16 protein-coding genes and 1 rRNA gene are annotated in these 15,757 nt (G+C 67.0%); 9 read left to right on the top strand and 8 right to left on the bottom strand.

The window, feature by feature from the left end; all coding sequences use genetic code 11:
* The 4 genes from rrf to AC1DQR_RS08290 form a co-directional block, all read left to right on the top strand.
* Positions 1-97 (top strand): 5S ribosomal RNA (gene rrf / locus AC1DQR_RS08305); the annotation flags it as partial.
* 140 nt (positions 98-237) lie between these two features.
* Complete coding sequence (locus AC1DQR_RS08300) at positions 238-540, top strand: GIY-YIG nuclease family protein (RefSeq protein WP_416051474.1); 303 nt, start codon at positions 238-240, stop codon at positions 538-540.
* 166 nt (positions 541-706) lie between these two features.
* Entirely contained in the window at positions 707-2,170 is a 1,464-nt protein-coding gene (locus AC1DQR_RS08295) for a DegQ family serine endoprotease (RefSeq protein ID WP_416051475.1), read from the top strand.
* Positions 2,171-2,453: 283 nt separating this feature from the next.
* Entirely contained in the window at positions 2,454-2,771 is a 318-nt protein-coding gene (locus AC1DQR_RS08290) for a hypothetical protein (protein WP_006164639.1), read from the top strand.
* Between the two features lie 229 nt (positions 2,772-3,000).
* Here AC1DQR_RS08290 and AC1DQR_RS08285 read toward each other — a convergent pair whose 3' ends face one another.
* The 5 genes from AC1DQR_RS08285 to AC1DQR_RS08265 form a co-directional block, all read right to left on the bottom strand.
* Positions 3,001-4,575, bottom strand: coding sequence for an MFS transporter (locus AC1DQR_RS08285; protein ID WP_477132872.1), 1,575 nt, complete (start codon positions 4,573-4,575; stop codon positions 3,001-3,003).
* Complete coding sequence (locus AC1DQR_RS08280; protein ID WP_477132871.1) at positions 4,572-5,060, bottom strand: MarR family winged helix-turn-helix transcriptional regulator; 489 nt, start codon at positions 5,058-5,060, stop codon at positions 4,572-4,574. The genes AC1DQR_RS08285 and AC1DQR_RS08280 overlap by 4 nt, the downstream gene beginning before the upstream one ends.
* 115 nt (positions 5,061-5,175) lie before the next feature.
* Positions 5,176-7,203 (bottom strand): transglutaminase TgpA family protein, encoded by a 2,028-nt coding sequence (locus AC1DQR_RS08275; RefSeq protein ID WP_477132870.1) that lies wholly within the window; start codon positions 7,201-7,203, stop codon positions 5,176-5,178.
* Positions 7,200-8,246 (bottom strand): DUF58 domain-containing protein, encoded by a 1,047-nt coding sequence (locus AC1DQR_RS08270; RefSeq protein ID WP_477132869.1) that lies wholly within the window; start codon positions 8,244-8,246, stop codon positions 7,200-7,202. The genes AC1DQR_RS08275 and AC1DQR_RS08270 overlap by 4 nt, the downstream gene beginning before the upstream one ends.
* 6 nt (positions 8,247-8,252) lie before the next feature.
* The gene (locus AC1DQR_RS08265; protein ID WP_043357117.1) at positions 8,253-9,173 is read right to left on the bottom strand and encodes an AAA family ATPase; all 921 of its coding nucleotides are present in this window, start codon (positions 9,171-9,173) and stop codon (positions 8,253-8,255) included.
* 170 nt (positions 9,174-9,343) lie between these two features.
* On the opposite strand from AC1DQR_RS08265, the gene AC1DQR_RS08260 reads away from it, so the two are divergent.
* The gene (locus AC1DQR_RS08260; protein WP_477132868.1) at positions 9,344-10,279 is read left to right on the top strand and encodes a phytanoyl-CoA dioxygenase family protein; all 936 of its coding nucleotides are present in this window, start codon (positions 9,344-9,346) and stop codon (positions 10,277-10,279) included.
* Between the two features lie 13 nt (positions 10,280-10,292).
* Here AC1DQR_RS08260 and AC1DQR_RS08255 read toward each other — a convergent pair whose 3' ends face one another.
* Entirely contained in the window at positions 10,293-11,141 is an 849-nt protein-coding gene (locus AC1DQR_RS08255; protein ID WP_416051480.1) for an IclR family transcriptional regulator, read from the bottom strand.
* Between the two features lie 145 nt (positions 11,142-11,286).
* Between AC1DQR_RS08255 and AC1DQR_RS08250 the strand changes: the two genes are divergently transcribed.
* Complete coding sequence (locus tag AC1DQR_RS08250) at positions 11,287-12,216, top strand: LysR family transcriptional regulator (RefSeq protein WP_150991598.1); 930 nt, start codon at positions 11,287-11,289, stop codon at positions 12,214-12,216.
* A gap of 165 nt (positions 12,217-12,381) precedes the next feature.
* Here the strand turns inward: AC1DQR_RS08250 and AC1DQR_RS08245 are convergent, their stop codons facing one another.
* On the bottom strand, positions 12,382-12,660 hold the full coding sequence (locus AC1DQR_RS08245; protein WP_253930380.1) for a hypothetical protein: 279 nt from the start codon (positions 12,658-12,660) through the stop codon (positions 12,382-12,384).
* Between the two features lie 220 nt (positions 12,661-12,880).
* Entirely contained in the window at positions 12,881-13,450 is a 570-nt protein-coding gene (locus AC1DQR_RS08240; RefSeq protein WP_416051481.1) for a YggT family protein, read from the bottom strand.
* A gap of 202 nt (positions 13,451-13,652) precedes the next feature.
* Between AC1DQR_RS08240 and AC1DQR_RS08235 the strand changes: the two genes are divergently transcribed.
* From AC1DQR_RS08235 to AC1DQR_RS08225, 3 genes are all read left to right on the top strand, one after another.
* Positions 13,653-14,105, top strand: coding sequence for a MarR family winged helix-turn-helix transcriptional regulator (locus AC1DQR_RS08235; RefSeq protein WP_477132867.1), 453 nt, complete (start codon positions 13,653-13,655; stop codon positions 14,103-14,105).
* Positions 14,106-14,262: 157 nt separating this feature from the next.
* Positions 14,263-14,940: an outer membrane lipoprotein gene (locus AC1DQR_RS08230; protein ID WP_416051482.1), complete on the top strand. Its 678-nt coding sequence runs from the start codon at positions 14,263-14,265 to the stop codon at positions 14,938-14,940.
* A gap of 128 nt (positions 14,941-15,068) precedes the next feature.
* Positions 15,069-15,749, top strand: coding sequence for a type 1 glutamine amidotransferase domain-containing protein (locus AC1DQR_RS08225; RefSeq protein WP_416051483.1), 681 nt, complete (start codon positions 15,069-15,071; stop codon positions 15,747-15,749).
* Positions 15,750-15,757 lie beyond the last annotated feature (8 nt).

Here is a 15,757-nt window from a genome sequence, read left to right as displayed (position 1 = left end):
AGTTGGAACCACCCCTTCCCATCCCGAACAGGACCGTGAAACGACTCCACGCCGATGATAGTGCGGATACCCGTGTGAAAGTAGGTAATCGCCAGGCTCTCCCTTGAAACCCCCCAGTACGAAAGTACTGGGGGGTTTTGCTTTCATGGCTGCGGTTTTAGTGGCTGCGAAAAGCAATGGCCGCAAGCATAATTGCCGCTCCGGCCACCTTGCCACCCTCTCTTTAGCTCATTTCGAATGCCAGCCGACGGCGAAGCCCCGTGGTTTCTTTACCTGCTCGAATGCGAGGGCAACACGATCTACACCGGTATCACTACGGATGTGGAGCGGCGCTTCGCCCAGCATCTGGCAGGAACGGGCGCTAAATATACGCGATCGCGCAAGCCCATCAGGATCCTGGGCTGGCAGCGCTTCGCAAATCGCTCGGAAGCCTCAAAGGCTGAGGCGGCGGCGAAGCGGCTGACTTCCGCGCAGAAGCGGAGTTTTTGCGTGCAATTGGCGACAGAGATGCCCGTTGCTCCAGGCGTCGATCCTGCTTGAGCTTTACCCTCACACCCTGAACGCTCCGCATCGGGGTGGCATCCTTCTTGGTCCCCACAGTGCCTTCTACGCTTCCTTAAGTCTGGTTTAAGGATCGGCCTTTAGGATGGTCCTGTCGCGTCCAGATAGCCCGGACGCCTGAGGTAACCAAGAAAGGAAAAACGCCATGATTCGCCAGACGCTTGCACGCTCCGCCATTGGTATTGCTGCCCTGGCCGCTCTTGCTGGGGGGTATACCTATCTGCAGAAGGAAGTCATCACGCCGGGATATGCCGCCCAGGCGCCCGTAACGGCCTCGGCCCAGCCCCTGGCCGTTGCCGCGCCCACCGACTTCTCGAGCATTGTCGACCAGTACGGTCCGGCGGTGGTCAATATCAGTGTTACCGCGCGCGCCCAGCGCGCTTCGGCACAGGTACCGCAGGGCATGGACCCGGATGATCCCCTGTTCCAGTTCTTCAAGCGCTTCGGCCCGCAGTTCCAAGGGCCGCAGAATGGCCAGCAGCAACTTGTGCGTGGCCTCGGCTCGGGCTTTATTGTCAGCCCTGATGGCCTGATCCTGACCAATGCGCACGTGGTGGATGGCGCCCAGGAGGTGACGGTCAAGCTGACCGACCGCCGCGAATTCAAGGCCAAGGTGCTGGGCGCGGATGCGCAAACGGATGTGGCGGTGATCAAGATCGACGCCAGGGATCTGCCGACCGTGCGCCTGGGCGACCCCTCACGCGTACGCGTGGGTGAGCCTGTGCTGGCCATCGGCTCGCCCTACGGTTTCGAGAATACGGTCACCGGCGGCATCGTCAGCGCGAAATCGCGCTCCTTGCCCGATGACACCTATGTGCCATTCATACAGACCGATGTGGCCGTCAATCCCGGCAACTCTGGCGGCCCTCTGTTCAACCAGCGGGGCGAAGTGATCGGTATCAATTCGCAGATCTACAGCCAGACTGGCGGTTACCAGGGGTTGTCGTTCTCGATTCCCATCGACGTGGCCACCAAGGTGCAGGCGCAGCTGGTGGCGCATGGCAAGGTCACCCGCGGCCGTCTTGGCATCGGCGTGCAGGAGGTCAACCAGGCCCTGGCGCAATCGTTCGGGCTGCCGAAGCCTAGCGGTGCGCTGGTCAACTCGGTGGAGCCGGACAGCCCGGCCGCCAAGGCCGGCCTCAAGCCGGGCGACGTGATCGTGCAGCTTGGCAACGACGTGATCGATCATTCCGGAGACTTGCCTGAGCATGTGGCCGACCTCGCGCCAGGCACGCAGACTTCGCTGAAGGTGATCCGCAAGGGCGAGCCGCTGACCCTGACGGTGAAGGTCGGCACGGCCAAGGATGCGGCAGTTGCCGGCAAGACCCCCGCCAATGACGCAGGCGGCAAGCTTGGCTTGGCGGTCCGCCCGCTGAGTCCGACCGAGAAGCGCGACAGCGGGATAGACGGCGGGCTGGTGGTCGAAGATGTCGCAGGCCCGGCGGCCAAGGTGGGCATCCAGCCAGGTGACGTCATCCTGTCCATCAACGGCACGCCGATCAGCTCGGCGGAGCAGTTGCGGGCCCTGGTAGCGAAGTCGGGCAAGCAGGTTGCACTGCTGGTGCAACGCGACGATGCCCGTATCTTTATCCCTCTGGACCTGGGTTAACTGCAAAGCTAGCCACGGAGTTAGCCCGGGGGTTAGCCCGGGAGTTAACCGCGAAGTTAACCCCGAGTTAACCTCCGCATAAATGGCGGACGGGCCGGCGCGAAGGTATACGTGTCGGCCCGCCAAGCCTTAGTGGACGCCGAATTCCGGTGCAATAGGGCTGCCAGAACGCGCGGTAACAGGTATCATCTCGACTGCGAAGCAGGACACGCAGCAACGGCCTTGACCATCCCGGGCCATTAATGCGAAATTGTCTTGCAGACTCGATGACACAAGGAAGTCTATGCAGTTGGATTTCACCCGCGCGTCCGCGACCACGGGTACCGAGAGAGCGCGGCGCCTGCCGCAAGCCTCGCCCACCCCGCGCCGACGCAAGAAAGCCGAAGCCCCGCACTGGGAGCGTGGCTACCGTTCGCATTTCTACCGCAATGAGCGCGGCGAGAAACTGGGCGAAGTTCGCCTGTCCGATCGCGGTGACATGCCGGTGGTCTATCACTGGGCCGCAGGCAATTACTCCGGTGCGGAGGGCTCGCTCGCTCACGCCCGCATGCGCGTGGAAGAAACCATCGGCTTTGGCATGCGCCAGCTCGCTCTGTTCTGACTAGAACCGATTAACTAGCCGACCCGACGCTTTCTCGGAAAGCGACTGCCGCGCGCGCCGCGCCGCGACTCCCCGGAGCGATCCGTTCCGGGATGCCAGCCAGATTCAGCCAGATTTACCAGATCCAACGCGCTGCTCCAGCCCCTCGGGCCGACACTGCGTAGCCTGTGCGGCAGACAGATCTGCCCGAGCCCCGGCATCCAACTCCCAGTCTTGCAGCAAACGCGCTTCAATCGAGACGGCGTTGCGCCAGCATAAAGACAGCAGCCATCAGGGCAAGCGCCGCGATTAGCCGATACAGATCCTCGCAGGCAATCAGCCTGGCCTGCGTATCGACCAGGCCGGCAAGCTGCGTCAGCGCGGCCTGATAGGCATGGCCCGGATCCAGCCCACGCGCGCTCAAGGCTGCCTGGGCGGTCGCCATCCACTGCTGCGTCTCTGCCGTGTGCTGGCCAAGGGCGCCGGTCAGGCTCGTGTGCACCGCGAACTGCCGGTTCTGCAAAAGCACGGCGCCGAGCGCAGATGCGAAGGACGCGGCGATCTGGCGCAGCAGGTTCTTGCTGCGGTATCCGTGGGCGAAATCGTCGCCGGCCAGCGAACGGAAGGTGAGGCCGGCAATCGGGATGATGACCATCACGCCAAACAGGCCCTTGCCCACCAGTCCCCACGCCAGCGCCGACGGGCCGGCGTTGGGCGGCATCGACGAAAACCACCACGTCGCTCCGGCCATCAGCAGCAGGCCGCTTGCCATCAGCGGCTTCTTGTGCGGCAGTTTTGGGGCCAGGCGCAGGTAGACGAAGATCCCGGCCAGGCTGACCGTGGCGGCGAAGGTGTTGAGCCAGCCGGTGGTCGCCAGCGGCAGCCCGAGCGCCTGCTCGGCGTAGATCGGAAACACGTAGCCGCTCAGGTTGCTGATCAGGTAGTAAACAAAATACATGGCCAGCCCGGTCAGGTAGACCGGATTGCGCAGCGCGCGCAGACGGAGCACCGGCGTGCTGTGATGCCATTGCTGCCAGAGAAACCCCATTAGCAGTCCGACACCCGCCGCGCAGATCAGCGCCAGTCGCAGCGGGTGCGAGAAGATATCGAAGCGCGCCTGCGTCATGGCGGCTTGCAGGGTCACCACCGCTGCGCCGAACAGCAGCAGCGGGCCCAGTGCGGGGCCGGGATCGTCCTCGCGCGGCTCGGCGTCCGGCAGCAGCAGCCACGCCCCCAGCGTTGCCAGCGCGGCGAAGGGCAGCACGCCGTAGAACACGTCCTGCCACACGCCACGCTCGATCAGCTCAGCTGCCATGGCGGGCGCCAGCGCGGAGGCGGCAAAGATCCCCAGCATGAAGATGCGCGAAGCGCGCGGCCGGTCGGCCGGCGCGAACATCACATTGACCAGGATGCGGCAGCTGGTAAACAGCGCCCCGCCGCCCACGCCCTGCACAAAGCGCGCGCCCACCAGCTGCGGCAGCGAATGGCTGGTGGCCGCCGCCAGCGTGCCCGCCATGAAGATCAGCAGCGCGCCGGTGAGGTAGTAGCGATAGCCAAAGCGCTGCGCAAGCCATTGCTGCTTGAGGATCATCAACATGCTGCCCACCGCGTACGCGGCCTGGACCAGGGCGAAGCTGCGCGGATCGGCATCGACGCCGCCAACGATATGGCTCGATGCGAACACGAACATGATGTTCTCAAGGAACTCCACCGAGGTCGCCAGCGCGAGCAGCAGCATCACCAGGGTCTGGCGCTGCTGGTGGCTGAGCAGGCGCAGCCACCGCAGCCCGAGCCGCAGCGGCCGTAAGGCAGACACGGTTTTCATGGTTCCAGCGTCAGCAGGTTCTGGTGCATCCGGTTGAGCGCACGCGTGGCGGCGGCCAGGCCACTTTCGCCGACCGGCCCCCAGGCCTCGGCGTAGGCCGCGTGCACGGCTGGGGCGGCACGCTCCAGCATGCGGTAGCCGGCGGCTGTCAGTACCAGCTCGGTGCTGCGGCGGTCCTGCGCCGAGGCGTGCCGGCGCACCAGGCCGCGCGCTTCGAGGCCGTCCATCAGCCGGGTCATCTGCGTGCGCGTGGCGTCGAGCGTGATGCCGAGCTCGGACGGCAGGCTGGGCTGGTTGTCGTCGGTGGCGAGCAGGCTGATGGCGAGGTATTGCTGCAGGTCCAGCTCGAAGGGCGCTAGCGCGCGATCGATGTGGCTGCGCAGCAGACGTGCCGTGCGCATGAGCAGCCGGGATGCCAGGATCAGGTCGCGCGGCGCTTCCGGATGGCCCGCGCAGAAGCGGTCAATGCGGTCTTCGAAGGACATGGCGGGGAGTCAGGTGATGCCGGAGCAACGGAGCCGGTCCGGCAATATAATTACAAACGTAATTATATCATCTGAAACAAGTTGGGGCGCTGATGCATCCCGGCGCTCGCTATGTTCAGCGAGCGAGGTGATGGTAAAGCCGCCGCAGCGCCTGACGCAGCCCGGCAAGCTCGGCCGAGCGCTGCACCGGCGCCAGGCGGCCGTAGCGCAGCCTGGTGTAGCGATCGCTGAAGTCCTGCACTGCCAGCGCGGCAGCCGGGAGGGCGCGAGCGGCCCGCGCTGCAAAATCCTGGGGCCCTTCGGACGGCGCGCGCACGCAGCCGTGGCGTGCCAGCTGGCGGCAGAAGCGCGCGTAGGCGGCTTGCACCGGATCGATCCGGCGGCGCCTGAGCACGAGTGGCACGAGCGCCAGCAGGCTCAGCGAAGCCAGTCCGCCCAGCAGGACCTGCGGCACGCTGTCGCCGATGCCGAGCTGCTGCATCAGCCGGGCCTGCTGGCCGCGGTCGTATTGCAATACCCAGCGCTGCCAGGTGTAGACCATGCCGTCCATGCCCCAGCGCAGGTTCCGCAGCCAGCCCGGGTCTCGCATCGCGTGCAGCGCTTCGATCTCGCTGGCCTCCAGCGCGGCGTCGATGCCGCGCTCGACCCGGCTTGGCGCCACCGCACTGGTGGGATCGACGCGCACCCAGCCGCGTCCCTCGAGCCAGATTTCCGCCCATGCGTGGGCGTCGGCCTGCCGCACGATATAGTTGCCGCCGATGGGGTTGTACTCGCCGCCGAGATAGCCGGTGACCACGCGCGCAGGCACGCCGGCTGCGCGCATCAGGAACACGAAGCTGCTGGCGTAATGCTCGCAAAAGCCACGTCGCGTGTCGAACAGGAAACTGTCGACCTGCTCGTGGCCAAGCGGCGAAGGCGAGAGCGTGTAGCTGAACGGCGCGGCGGCAAACAGCCGCAGCGCGGCCCGCGCCCGCTGGGCGGGATCCGGGTATTGCTCCGCCCATGCGGCGGCGAGCTCCCGCGTGCGCGGGTTGCCCGGCGGCAATGCCAGCGCCAGCTCTCGCGTCGCCAGATCGAGAGGCTGCGCAGCGGCCGGAGCCGAACGCGCGCGGTAGCGCAGGCGCCGGTCCACCGGGTCGCGCGTAAAAAACTCCCCGTCGGCATTGATCACCGCGCCGGCGCCGGGGGCAATCGCCTGGCCACGGTCGAGCAGGAACAGCCACGCGTGCTGGTTGGGCTCCAGCGTGATGCTGTAGTTGATGATCCCGTTGGCCGAGGCGTTGCCAACCGTCTCGCCGGGCCCGGCATCCGCAGCCGTGTCATCGGCCGCCGGCAAGGCCGGCGCCGGCTGCGCGCGCCGCTGCCGCAGGGGCGATGGCCGCCAGGTCTGTCCATCGAATTGCCATAGCACCAGCGCTCGCCAGTACAGGGCGCCGGCCGGCAACGGACCGCCTTGCACGTCGGCGCGCAGTGCGACTTCGGTCGACTGGGTGAGCCGGCTCACGCTGCCCGGGCTCATGGTGTCGCTGATGCCGGTAGTGGCCACGGCCTCGGCTTGCGGCAGCCGCCACAGTGGACGATCCAGGCGCGGAAACAAGACAAAGAGCAGCAGCGCCCAGGGCAGCCCGATCAGCGTCAGGCGGCCGAGCAACGGCCACACGGCAAGATAGCCCCGTGCCTCGGGATGCCCCAGGAAGAGCCAGTTGCGCAGCAGCCAGGCGGCAATGGCAAGGCTGTACAAGGCCAGCCAGAACGGCTGGTCGAACAGGTACAGGCTCAGCAGCAGGTAAAAGCACAGCTGGGTAACCAGCGTGGCATCGGCCAGCACCCGGCACTCCAGCAATTTGAGCACGACAAAGGCGCCCAGCAGCGCCACCGACAGGTCGCGCCCCATGTTGCCGCCAGCCTGCCAGACCAGTGCGGCGGCCACCAGCATCACCAGCCCCGCGATGATCCCGAGCATCAGGCGCGAGGGCAGCGGCGCACGCTGGTGCCACAACAGCCAGCGCCACGCCAGCAGCAAGACCAGCAAGACGCTGATGGTCACCGGCAGGCTGCGCGCTTGCGGCGCTAGCACTAATGCCAGCTGGCCCAGCAGCAGGCCATGCTCTTCGTGCGCAAGGGGGCGCGGTGGCAGCTTCACGGTGTGCGCTCCTGCGGGGCTTGACCGGCGCGTCCCGGCCACAGGGCCAGGGCTTCGAGGCAGGCGCGGCGATGCGCGCCGCCGCGCCCGGGCGGGATCTTGACCCCGGGCAGCCGCAGGCCGATTTCCATGGTGTCGCCCGCGGCTACCACCCAGGCGCACAGGCGCGATAGCCGCGCCTCAAATCCGAGCTGTTGTGGCAGGGCCTGCCAGTCCAGCCAGCAGGTCGGCAGGCTGCCGGCTTCGCCGGTGCGGCTCAGCCAGCGGCCGGTACGCGCGCTATGTTTCCAGGCGATGCGGTGCAACGGATCGCCGCTGCGGTAGCGCCGCAACTGGTCCGTGCCATCGTCCGAGGGCAAGGACGCCGCGCCATCGTCGTCGGGCTGCGCGGCAAAAGGCAGAGGCGGCGCGCCAGGTTCCGGCTTTGGGTAGACCAGTGCGGCCAGCGGCAGGTCGGCATAGCTCCACACCCGGAACAGACCCAGCGGAAAACGGCTCGAGAGCGTGACGCGCGGCAGCGCCAGCCAGCCGCGCTGGCTGGTAGGCATGTGCAAGATCAGCTGGCCGGAGGCATCCCGTGCCAGGCTCAGGCGGGCAGGCAGCGCGCCGGCCTGGGCCGGCAGGCTCGCCTCCACGCCGATGCGCACCGGCGCGTCGCTGCCTGAAATGCGCAGGCTGAATGCCGCCGGCTCGCCGGCAAAGGCTGGCGCCGCGCTGACACCGGCCACCGTCATGTCGAGCAGGTTGCGGTAGGCCTGCCACATGCAGGCCATGCCGATGCCGCCGAGCAGGAAGGTGAGGGCGAAGCCCAGGCTGATGTTGTAGTTCAGCGAAGTCAGCAGCATGGCCATCAGCAAGACCGCGAAGCCCAGGCCGGCCCGGGTGGGCAAGATGTACAGGTGACGGCGGTCGAGCGTTACCACGCCTTGCCGGGGTGCGCGCCGGCGCTGCAGCCAGGGTGGCGACGCCCATGCCTGCCGCTTGGGGCCAGGCGCGGCCGGCGATGCCGTGCCCGGCGAGGAAAACGGCCGGCCGCGCGCCATCGGGCGTCAGGGAATGGCTACGTCGGCCAGCAGGCGGGTAAGCGCCTCCTGGCCACCGCCGGCTGCGCCGGACGGCAGCAGCCGGTGGCCCGCTACTGGCATGAAGACCGCCTGCACGTCTTCGGGCAGCACGCTGTCGCGCTGGTGCAGCAGCGCCCAGGCGCGCGCGCAGGCCAGCAGCGCCAAGCCTGCCCGCGGCGACAGCCCGGCGGCAAAGGCAGAGTGCGCGCGTGTGGCTTGCACCAGGGCCAGGGCGTAGTCCACCAGCGCCGGGCCGGCATAGACCTGGGCCGCGGCCTGCTGCAGCGCGGCCACCTGCTCGGCATCCATCACGGGCGTGCCGGCCGCGGGCGCTGCCCCGCCGAGGTAGAGCACGCGCTCGAAAGCCGGATCGGGATAACCCAGCGACAGGCGCATGGTGAAGCGGTCGAGCTGCGATTCGGGCAAGGCGTGCGTACCGATCTGGTCCAGCGGATTCTGCGTGGCGATGACAAAGAACGGGGACGGCAAGGCATGGGTGACGCCGTCGTGGGTGACTTGTCCCTCCGCCATCGCCTCCAGCAGGGCGCTCTGCGTCTTGGGGGTGGCGCGGTTGATCTCGTCGGCAAGCACCACCTGCGCGAACACGGGGCCGCGATGGAAGCGGAATTCCGCGCTGTCGCGCACGAAGACGGAGACGCCGATCAGGTCGGCGGGCAACAGGTCGCTGGTGAACTGCACGCGCTGGAACTGCAGCCCCAACGTGCGCGCGAGCGCGTGGGCGAGCGTGGTCTTGCCCACGCCCGGCAGGTCCTCCAGCAGCAGATGGCCACGTGCCAGCATGCAGGCCAGTGCCAGCCGGATCTGCCGGGGCTTGCCCAGGACGATGCGGCCAAGCTGGGCTTCCGCCTCGGAGAGCGATGCGACGATGCGTGGGCGAGCTGTCACGTGAAGCCTGCGGGTCGGGGGGAGAACCCGGCCATTGTAGCGGCGCGCCTAGGCGCGGGAACAGTCTGTTTGCGCACGCAATGGGCACCCAACACACGCGGGGCGCGCCGATTCGCCCGGCTTCTGGCATTATCGAAGCTGTCGGCCCAGCCAACCCCTCATCCGCTGCAATGAACTCCCCGCTTGCTGTCCCGCCGGGTGCCGCTTCCAAAGTGGCTTCCACGGCTTCCAAGGTTTCCACCGCTTCCACCGTTTCCACCGCTTCCACCGTTTCCACCGCTTCCACCGTTTCCACCGCTTCCATCGCTTCGGCCATCGCCCCGACCGCTGCAGACTTGAACGAACTCAACCGCGCCTTTCACGCAGACGGCTATATCGTGCTGCGCGGCTTTGCCCCGCCCGCGGTCTGCGACCAGCTCGAGCAGGTCGCACGCGCGCAACTGGCCGCGGCGGCGGCGCCGGTCGAATATGAAGCCGAGCTAGGCTATCCCGGCGCGCCCGCAAGCCGCGACGCCATGGGAGGGGGCACGGTGCGGCGCTTGCGCCAGGCCTATGGGCGCGACGATGCGTTCCGTGCATGGGCCGCCGATCCCGCGGTGGCGCAGGTGGTGGCGAGCTTGCTGGGCGAGCCGGTGCGCCTGACTCTCGCTCACCACAACTGCGTGATGACCAAGCATCCGCACTATGGCAGCCAGACCGGTTGGCACCGTGATACCCGCTACTGGTCATTTGCTCGCCCGGAACTAGTGACGGTGTGGCTGGCGCTGGGCAGGGAGGATGAGAGCAACGGCGTGCTGCGCGTGATTCCCGGCTCGCACACCGTCGCGCTCGAACCCGGCCAGCTCGATGCGGCCGAATTCCTGATCGAGTCGCATCCGGCCAGCCAGGCCATGCTGCAAGGCGTGCGGCCGCTGGCCCTGGAACGCGGCGACGTGCTGCTGTTCGACAGCCGGCTGTTTCACAGCGCGGGCCAGAACGTTTCCGAAGCGGTCAAGCTGTCGGTCGCCTTCGCCTACCACGGTGCCAGCAACCATCCGCTGCCGGGCACCCGCTCGGCCGAGTTCGGCAGCGTCGAGCTGCCCACGCCGGCGACGCCCACGCGCTAACCGCGCTGGCGCATCAGCTCCGCAGGCTGATCAGGTTCGAGATTTTCTCGGAGGCGGCCAGCAGCGGCGGCAGGAAGCTGCTGGCCATGTCGTCGGCGCTGGTGCGGTTGGCCTGGCCGCTGATATTGATGGCGGCGATGACCTGGCCGGCACGGTTGCGGATCGGCGCGGCCAGCGAGACGAGCCCTTCTTCCAGCTCCTGGTCGTTCTGGGCCCAGCCGCGCGTGCGGATGCCGGCGATGATGGCCTTGAGCTCGGCGGGATCGGTGACGGTGCGGCTGGTACGGGCGCGCAATTCGCTGGCGCCCAGCACCCGATCGAGCTCCTCAAGCGGCAGGCCGGCCAGCAGCACGCGGCCCATCGACGAGCAATAGGCCGGAAGCCGGCTGCCGATGGACAGGTTGATCGTCATGATCTTGCGCGCCGGCACCCGCAGCACGTAGACAATCTCGGTGCCGTCCAGCACGGAGATCGAGCAGCTTTCACGCACCTCCTGCGACAACGCCTCCATGATCGGCTCGGCCAGATTCCAGAACGGCATCGAGGTCAGGTAGGCGAAGCCCAGGTCGAGGATCTTGGGTGTCAGGCGGAACAGGCGGCCATCGGCGCGCACATAGCCCAGGCCGACCAAGGTCAGCAAAATGCGCCGCGCGCCGGCGCGGGTCAGGCCGCTGGCCTGCGCGATCTCGCTCAGCGTCTGGGCGGGGTGCTGCGCGTCAAAGGCACGGATGACCGAGAGCCCGCGTGCAAAGGACTGCACATAGGTATCGCTCGGCTTCTCCGGGCCCGGTGCGGCGGCGGGCGCCACGGAAGCATCCGTGGCCGGGTGGTCGGAATTGTCGGGAGCGGCAGGGCTGGCCATCGGTTGGTTCGGCTGATTGCCGAATACACACGGAAAGGCCGAAAGGGTAGAGGAAATGCGGGGCGCGCGCCAGTGGCGCGCCCGCTGCGCGCATAATGTCGCGCGTTTGGGAAACATAGATAGCTTGTAAAGGAAACATCGCCTGGTGAACGAGACAATCCAGTGGAACGATTGGGAAGCCTTCTGCTGCGTGGTGGAGCAAGGCACTTTCACGGCTGCGGCCGAGCAGCTCGACTGCCCCAAGTCCCGGGTCTCGGCGGCGGTGGCGCGGCTTGAGTCGGCCATCGGCTCCAAGCTGCTCCAGCGCACAACCCGGCGCATGCGCCTGACCGACGCCGGCAGCGCGGTGTACCGCGACGTGGCGCCCTTGTTCGCGCGGCTGCGTGAGATTCGCCAGGAAACACTAGCGCGCGAGGAGCGGGTGCAAGGCGTGCTGCGCATCGCCGCGCCGTACGAGTTTGGCGCCCAGCAACTGGGCGGCGTGATCTGCCGCACGCTGGCGGCCCACCCGGCACTGGACGTGAAGGTGGAGATCTCGCAAGGCATGGTCGATCCCATTCGTGACGGATTCGACGTCGCCTTTGTCGCGGTCGATGCCGACCTGCCCGATTCCGGGACCGTCGCGCGGCGGATCTATCATGTGGAGCGCGGCCTGTTCGCGGCGCCGGCGCTGGCCGCCGGCCTGCCGCTGCAACTGCAGCCCGAAGACCTGGCCAACCTGCCAACCCTGACCACGCCCGGTGACGGCATGTGGGAATTTACCCGCGATGGCGAGCGCGTGGCGGTACCGATCCGGCCGCGCATGCAGACTGCCAACGCCGAGCTGCGGCTGCAGGGCGCCCTGGCCGGCCTTGGCATTGCCCGGTTGTCGCTGATCTATTGCGAAGCAGAAGTCGCCCAGGGACGGCTGGTGAAGGTGCTGCCGGACTACCCGCCGCCGCCGCTGCGGGTCTTTGCCTTGCTGCCCGATCGCCGGCTGCAGCCGCGCAAGGTGCGCGTCTTCATGGAGGCGGTGGAAGCCATGATGGCCTCCGAACTGCAGGACCGAAACGACGCAGCCGCGCCCGGCCCGTGAGGGCTGGCGCGGCTGTGGGGGTCATTGCGGTTGGGGGTGGGCGGCTGGCAGGCCTGCCCATGTCCGCGCTGACAATGTGGCTCACACCGTGAGCACTTGCTGACTATCGCTAACTACTTAACTGTCTAACTGTCTCTTCCACACCTGGCGAATGCCAGGTTTCGCTCAGGCGCCGTCGCTGAAGCTGCTGCGGGGCTCGTTCACGCCGCGAGCGCCGTCGGTGTACGGGTCACGCGGGCCGCTGCGGGCGCCATCGGTGAACGGGTCGCGCGGGCCGTTGCGGGCACCGTCGGTGAACGCATCGACCGTGCGGCCGATGCTGCCATCGAGGCGGGCCAGGTCGGAAACCGGTGTGCTGGCGTGCGCGGAGGCGGCGGCCATCGACAGGCCGATGGCGCAGAGGAGGGAAACGGCGAGGGTGCGGGTTTGTGCGAGGGTCTTCATGATGCTTTTCTTCCTTCGGGCATATCGTGGTGTGTTCCACGTTGGCCGTAATGTATGCCTACATCTGCCCAGGAAAAAGCGTCAATCACCAAAACACTGTTCGTCACTATGAACAATGCCCCAGGCGTGGGCCAGGGGCATTCATCGGCATCCCTTGCCGGTGGGGCCTTCAAAGACCTTCAGGGGGTCTTTGGATGTCTTCAGAGGTCTTCAGAGGTCTTCAGAGGCCAAATCGCGCGCCGAATAATCCCGCGCCAAGGCGGGCAATGATCATCAGCAGGATCTGCGCGATCACGAAAAGCGCCAGCGGCGAGATATCGAAGCCGCCCAGGCGCGGAATCACGCGGCGGATCGGGCGCAGCAGCGGCTCGGTCAGGTGGTTGATGGCAGGCGTGACGGGTGAGTGCGGGTTGACCCACGACAGAATCGCCATCAGCAGCGTGACCCACATCACCATGCTGATGCCCCACTTCAGCACATTGAGCATGGCGATCAGCAGGATCAGCGGCAGGTAGGCCAGCGGGTTGGCGCCGGAGACCAGCAGCACCAGCAGCAGGAACGCCAGGGCGGTCAGCCAGGCACCGATCACGGTGGCCCAGTCGATGCCGCCAAGGCCGGGGATGAACCGGCGCAAGGGCCGCACCAGCCAGTCGGTGACCTGGAATACGCCTTGCGAGACGGGATTGCGCGTGGGCAGCCGTGTCCATTGCATCCACAGGCGCAGCAGCAGCGCCATGCCGAACAAGCTGAAGACGGTATCGAGCAGGAAAAGGGCGATTTCCGAGAACATCGGTTTCGGTTCCGGTGGAAGTGTGATGTCTGCAGTCAGGAGTGTCTGCGAACGCACAGATTCTGCCATACCCGCATCGGCGCTGGTCGAAACCCTGGCCTGGCCCCGGAACCTGACACTGCCGCACGCCCGCGGAACCGCCGGGGGCAGCCCCTATAATGAGCGTCGAGCCAAGTTCCCCAGCGCCCAGACGCTGCCCCTTATGACCCGCCAGCCTGCCGCATCCAAATCCCCGCTTGCCAAGCAGGATTTCGAGGCACTTTCCGATTTTCGCTACCAACTGCGGCGTTTCCTGCGGTTTTCAGAAGATGCCGCCCAGAGCGAAGGGCTGACTGTGCAGCAATACCTGCTGATGCTGCATATCCGCGGCTGTGCCGGCAAGGACTGGGCATCGATCGGCGAGCTTGCCGAGCGCTTGCAGGCCAAGCAGCACGGCGTGGTCGCGCTGGTCAACCGCTGCGAGGCGGCCGGGCTGGTCAAGCGCAAGGCCAACCCGGATGACCGCCGTATTGTCGAGGTCCACCTGATGGCCAAGGGCGAGCGCTTCCTTAACCGGCTGGCCATGCTGCACCGGAGCGAGCTGGAATCGCTGCGCGGCACCTTCCGCGTGGCACGCCTCACTGCCTTCAACGACGACGGCGCGGAGCGCTCCTGATGCGCTCTTGAAGCGGGCAAAGGCGTTTTTTTAGCCCGGCAGGCATTCCCCGTTACAGGCAGTTACCAATCACAAGCCTCGGTGACACCCGAGGCGCCCCTGCGGCCCTAGACTCGCGCGCATTCCCACTCGCGTTGCTACCGCAGGAGTTTTCCCGATGCCTTTCCCTTCTTTCCCCCTTCGTACCGCAGCGCTTGCCTTGCTTGCAGCGGGCGCCCTGGCCGGCTGCGTGAGCGCGCCATATGGCGGCGGGTATGGTGGCTACGGGGCCTATGGCAATTCGGGCACGTACGGCAGCAGCACGCAGGCGGGTGGCGCTTACCCCGTGGCCTATCCGCAGCAGGGCTACCAGCAACCCGCTTACCCGCAGGCCGACTACCCGCAATCGGGCTACCCGCAGGCGCCGGTACAGGAGAGCTATCCGCAACAGGGTTACCCGCAAGCCGGCTATCCCCAGGCGAGCCAGCCGCAAGCCGCCTACGGCAACGATGCCTACGGCGTGCGCTATGGCCAGGTTGAATCCATCGAGATGTTGCCGGGACAGCCGGCTAGCGGCGGCGTCGCCGGCACTTTGATCGGCGGCATGGTTGGCGGCCTGCTCGGCCACCAGGTAGGCGGCGGCCGCGGCAATACGGTGGCGACCATCGGCGGCGCGGTGGTCGGCGCGGTAGCCGGCAACGAGGTGGAGAAGCGCGCCAACACGGCACCGCCCGCGTACCGCATCCGCGTGCGCACCACCGACAACGGCTACCTCACGCTGACCCAGTCGACGCCGTACAACCTGCGCAACGGCGACCGGGTCAAGGTGCAGAACGGCGTGGCGATGCCTTACTGACATAGGGTCGCCCGGATCTTCTATTGTTATTGTCTAAGGGTGTTAGGGTTCCCGGGCGGTGAGGCGGCCGCGCATAGCGCACCCGCTTGCTTGCCTGGCGCCGTTCATCCCACAGCAAGGAGCACAGCATGAAGATCCTGATGGTTCTGACCTCGCATGACCAGTTGGGCAATACCGGCAAGAAAACCGGCTTCTGGCTCGAAGAGTTTGCCTCGCCCTACTATGTGTTTCGCGATGCCGGGGCCGACATCACGCTGGCCTCGCCCCAGGGCGGCCAGCCGCCGCTGGACCCCAAGAGCGACGCGCCCGATGCGCAGACCGAAGCCACCGCACGCTTGCGCAAGGACACCGCGGCCCAGGCTACCCTGGCCAGCACGCTAAAGCTCGCGCAGGTCAAGGGTGGCGACTACGACGCTGTGTTCTATCCCGGCGGCCACGGCCCGTTATGGGACCTCGCCGAGGATCGCGCCTCCATTGCGCTGATCGAGACCATGTATGCCGCCGGCAAGCCGGTTGCCGCCGTGTGCCACGCGCCCGGCGTGCTGCGCCATGTGCGTGGCCCGGACGGTGAGCCGCTGGTGCGGGGCAAGGCGGTGACCGGCTTTTCCAATGCCGAGGAGGCCGCCGTCCAGCTGACCGAGGTGGTGCCCTTCCTGGTCGAGGATGAACTCAAGCGGTTGGGCGGCCACTACAGCAAGGCGGCCGACTGGCAGAGCTACGCGCTGGTGGCGCAGCGGCTCGTGACCGGGCAGAATCCCGCCTCGTCGGCCGCAGCGGCCGAGGCCTTGCTGGCGTTGCTGAAGTCTTGATCGCCTTC

The organism is Cupriavidus sp. 05L411 (genome assembly GCF_056398045.1).
Note: the sequence above shows the minus strand (reverse complement) of the source record. Positions and strands in the feature narration are given on the sequence as shown.

What these genes read in the sequence shown, in the direction of transcription:
- AC1DQR_RS08300 (WP_416051474.1), top strand. Translation starts at nt 238, where the DNA reads ATGCCAGCCGACGGCGAAGCCCCGTGGTTTCTTTACCTGCTCGAATGC.
- AC1DQR_RS08295 (WP_416051475.1), top strand. Translation starts at nt 707, where the DNA reads ATGATTCGCCAGACGCTTGCACGCTCCGCCATTGGTATTGCTGCCCTG.
- AC1DQR_RS08290 (WP_006164639.1), top strand. Translation starts at nt 2,454, where the DNA reads ATGCAGTTGGATTTCACCCGCGCGTCCGCGACCACGGGTACCGAGAGA.
- AC1DQR_RS08285 (WP_477132872.1), bottom strand. Translation starts at nt 4,575, where the DNA reads ATGAAAACCGTGTCTGCCTTACGGCCGCTGCGGCTCGGGCTGCGGTGG.
- AC1DQR_RS08280 (WP_477132871.1), bottom strand. Translation starts at nt 5,060, where the DNA reads ATGTCCTTCGAAGACCGCATTGACCGCTTCTGCGCGGGCCATCCGGAA.
- AC1DQR_RS08270 (WP_477132869.1), bottom strand. Translation starts at nt 8,246, where the DNA reads ATGGCGCGCGGCCGGCCGTTTTCCTCGCCGGGCACGGCATCGCCGGCC.
- AC1DQR_RS08260 (WP_477132868.1), top strand. Translation starts at nt 9,344, where the DNA reads ATGAACTCCCCGCTTGCTGTCCCGCCGGGTGCCGCTTCCAAAGTGGCT.
- AC1DQR_RS08255 (WP_416051480.1), bottom strand. Translation starts at nt 11,141, where the DNA reads ATGGCCAGCCCTGCCGCTCCCGACAATTCCGACCACCCGGCCACGGAT.
- AC1DQR_RS08245 (WP_253930380.1), bottom strand. Translation starts at nt 12,660, where the DNA reads ATGAAGACCCTCGCACAAACCCGCACCCTCGCCGTTTCCCTCCTCTGC.
- AC1DQR_RS08240 (WP_416051481.1), bottom strand. Translation starts at nt 13,450, where the DNA reads ATGTTCTCGGAAATCGCCCTTTTCCTGCTCGATACCGTCTTCAGCTTG.
- AC1DQR_RS08235 (WP_477132867.1), top strand. Translation starts at nt 13,653, where the DNA reads ATGACCCGCCAGCCTGCCGCATCCAAATCCCCGCTTGCCAAGCAGGAT.
- AC1DQR_RS08230 (WP_416051482.1), top strand. Translation starts at nt 14,263, where the DNA reads ATGCCTTTCCCTTCTTTCCCCCTTCGTACCGCAGCGCTTGCCTTGCTT.
- AC1DQR_RS08225 (WP_416051483.1), top strand. Translation starts at nt 15,069, where the DNA reads ATGAAGATCCTGATGGTTCTGACCTCGCATGACCAGTTGGGCAATACC.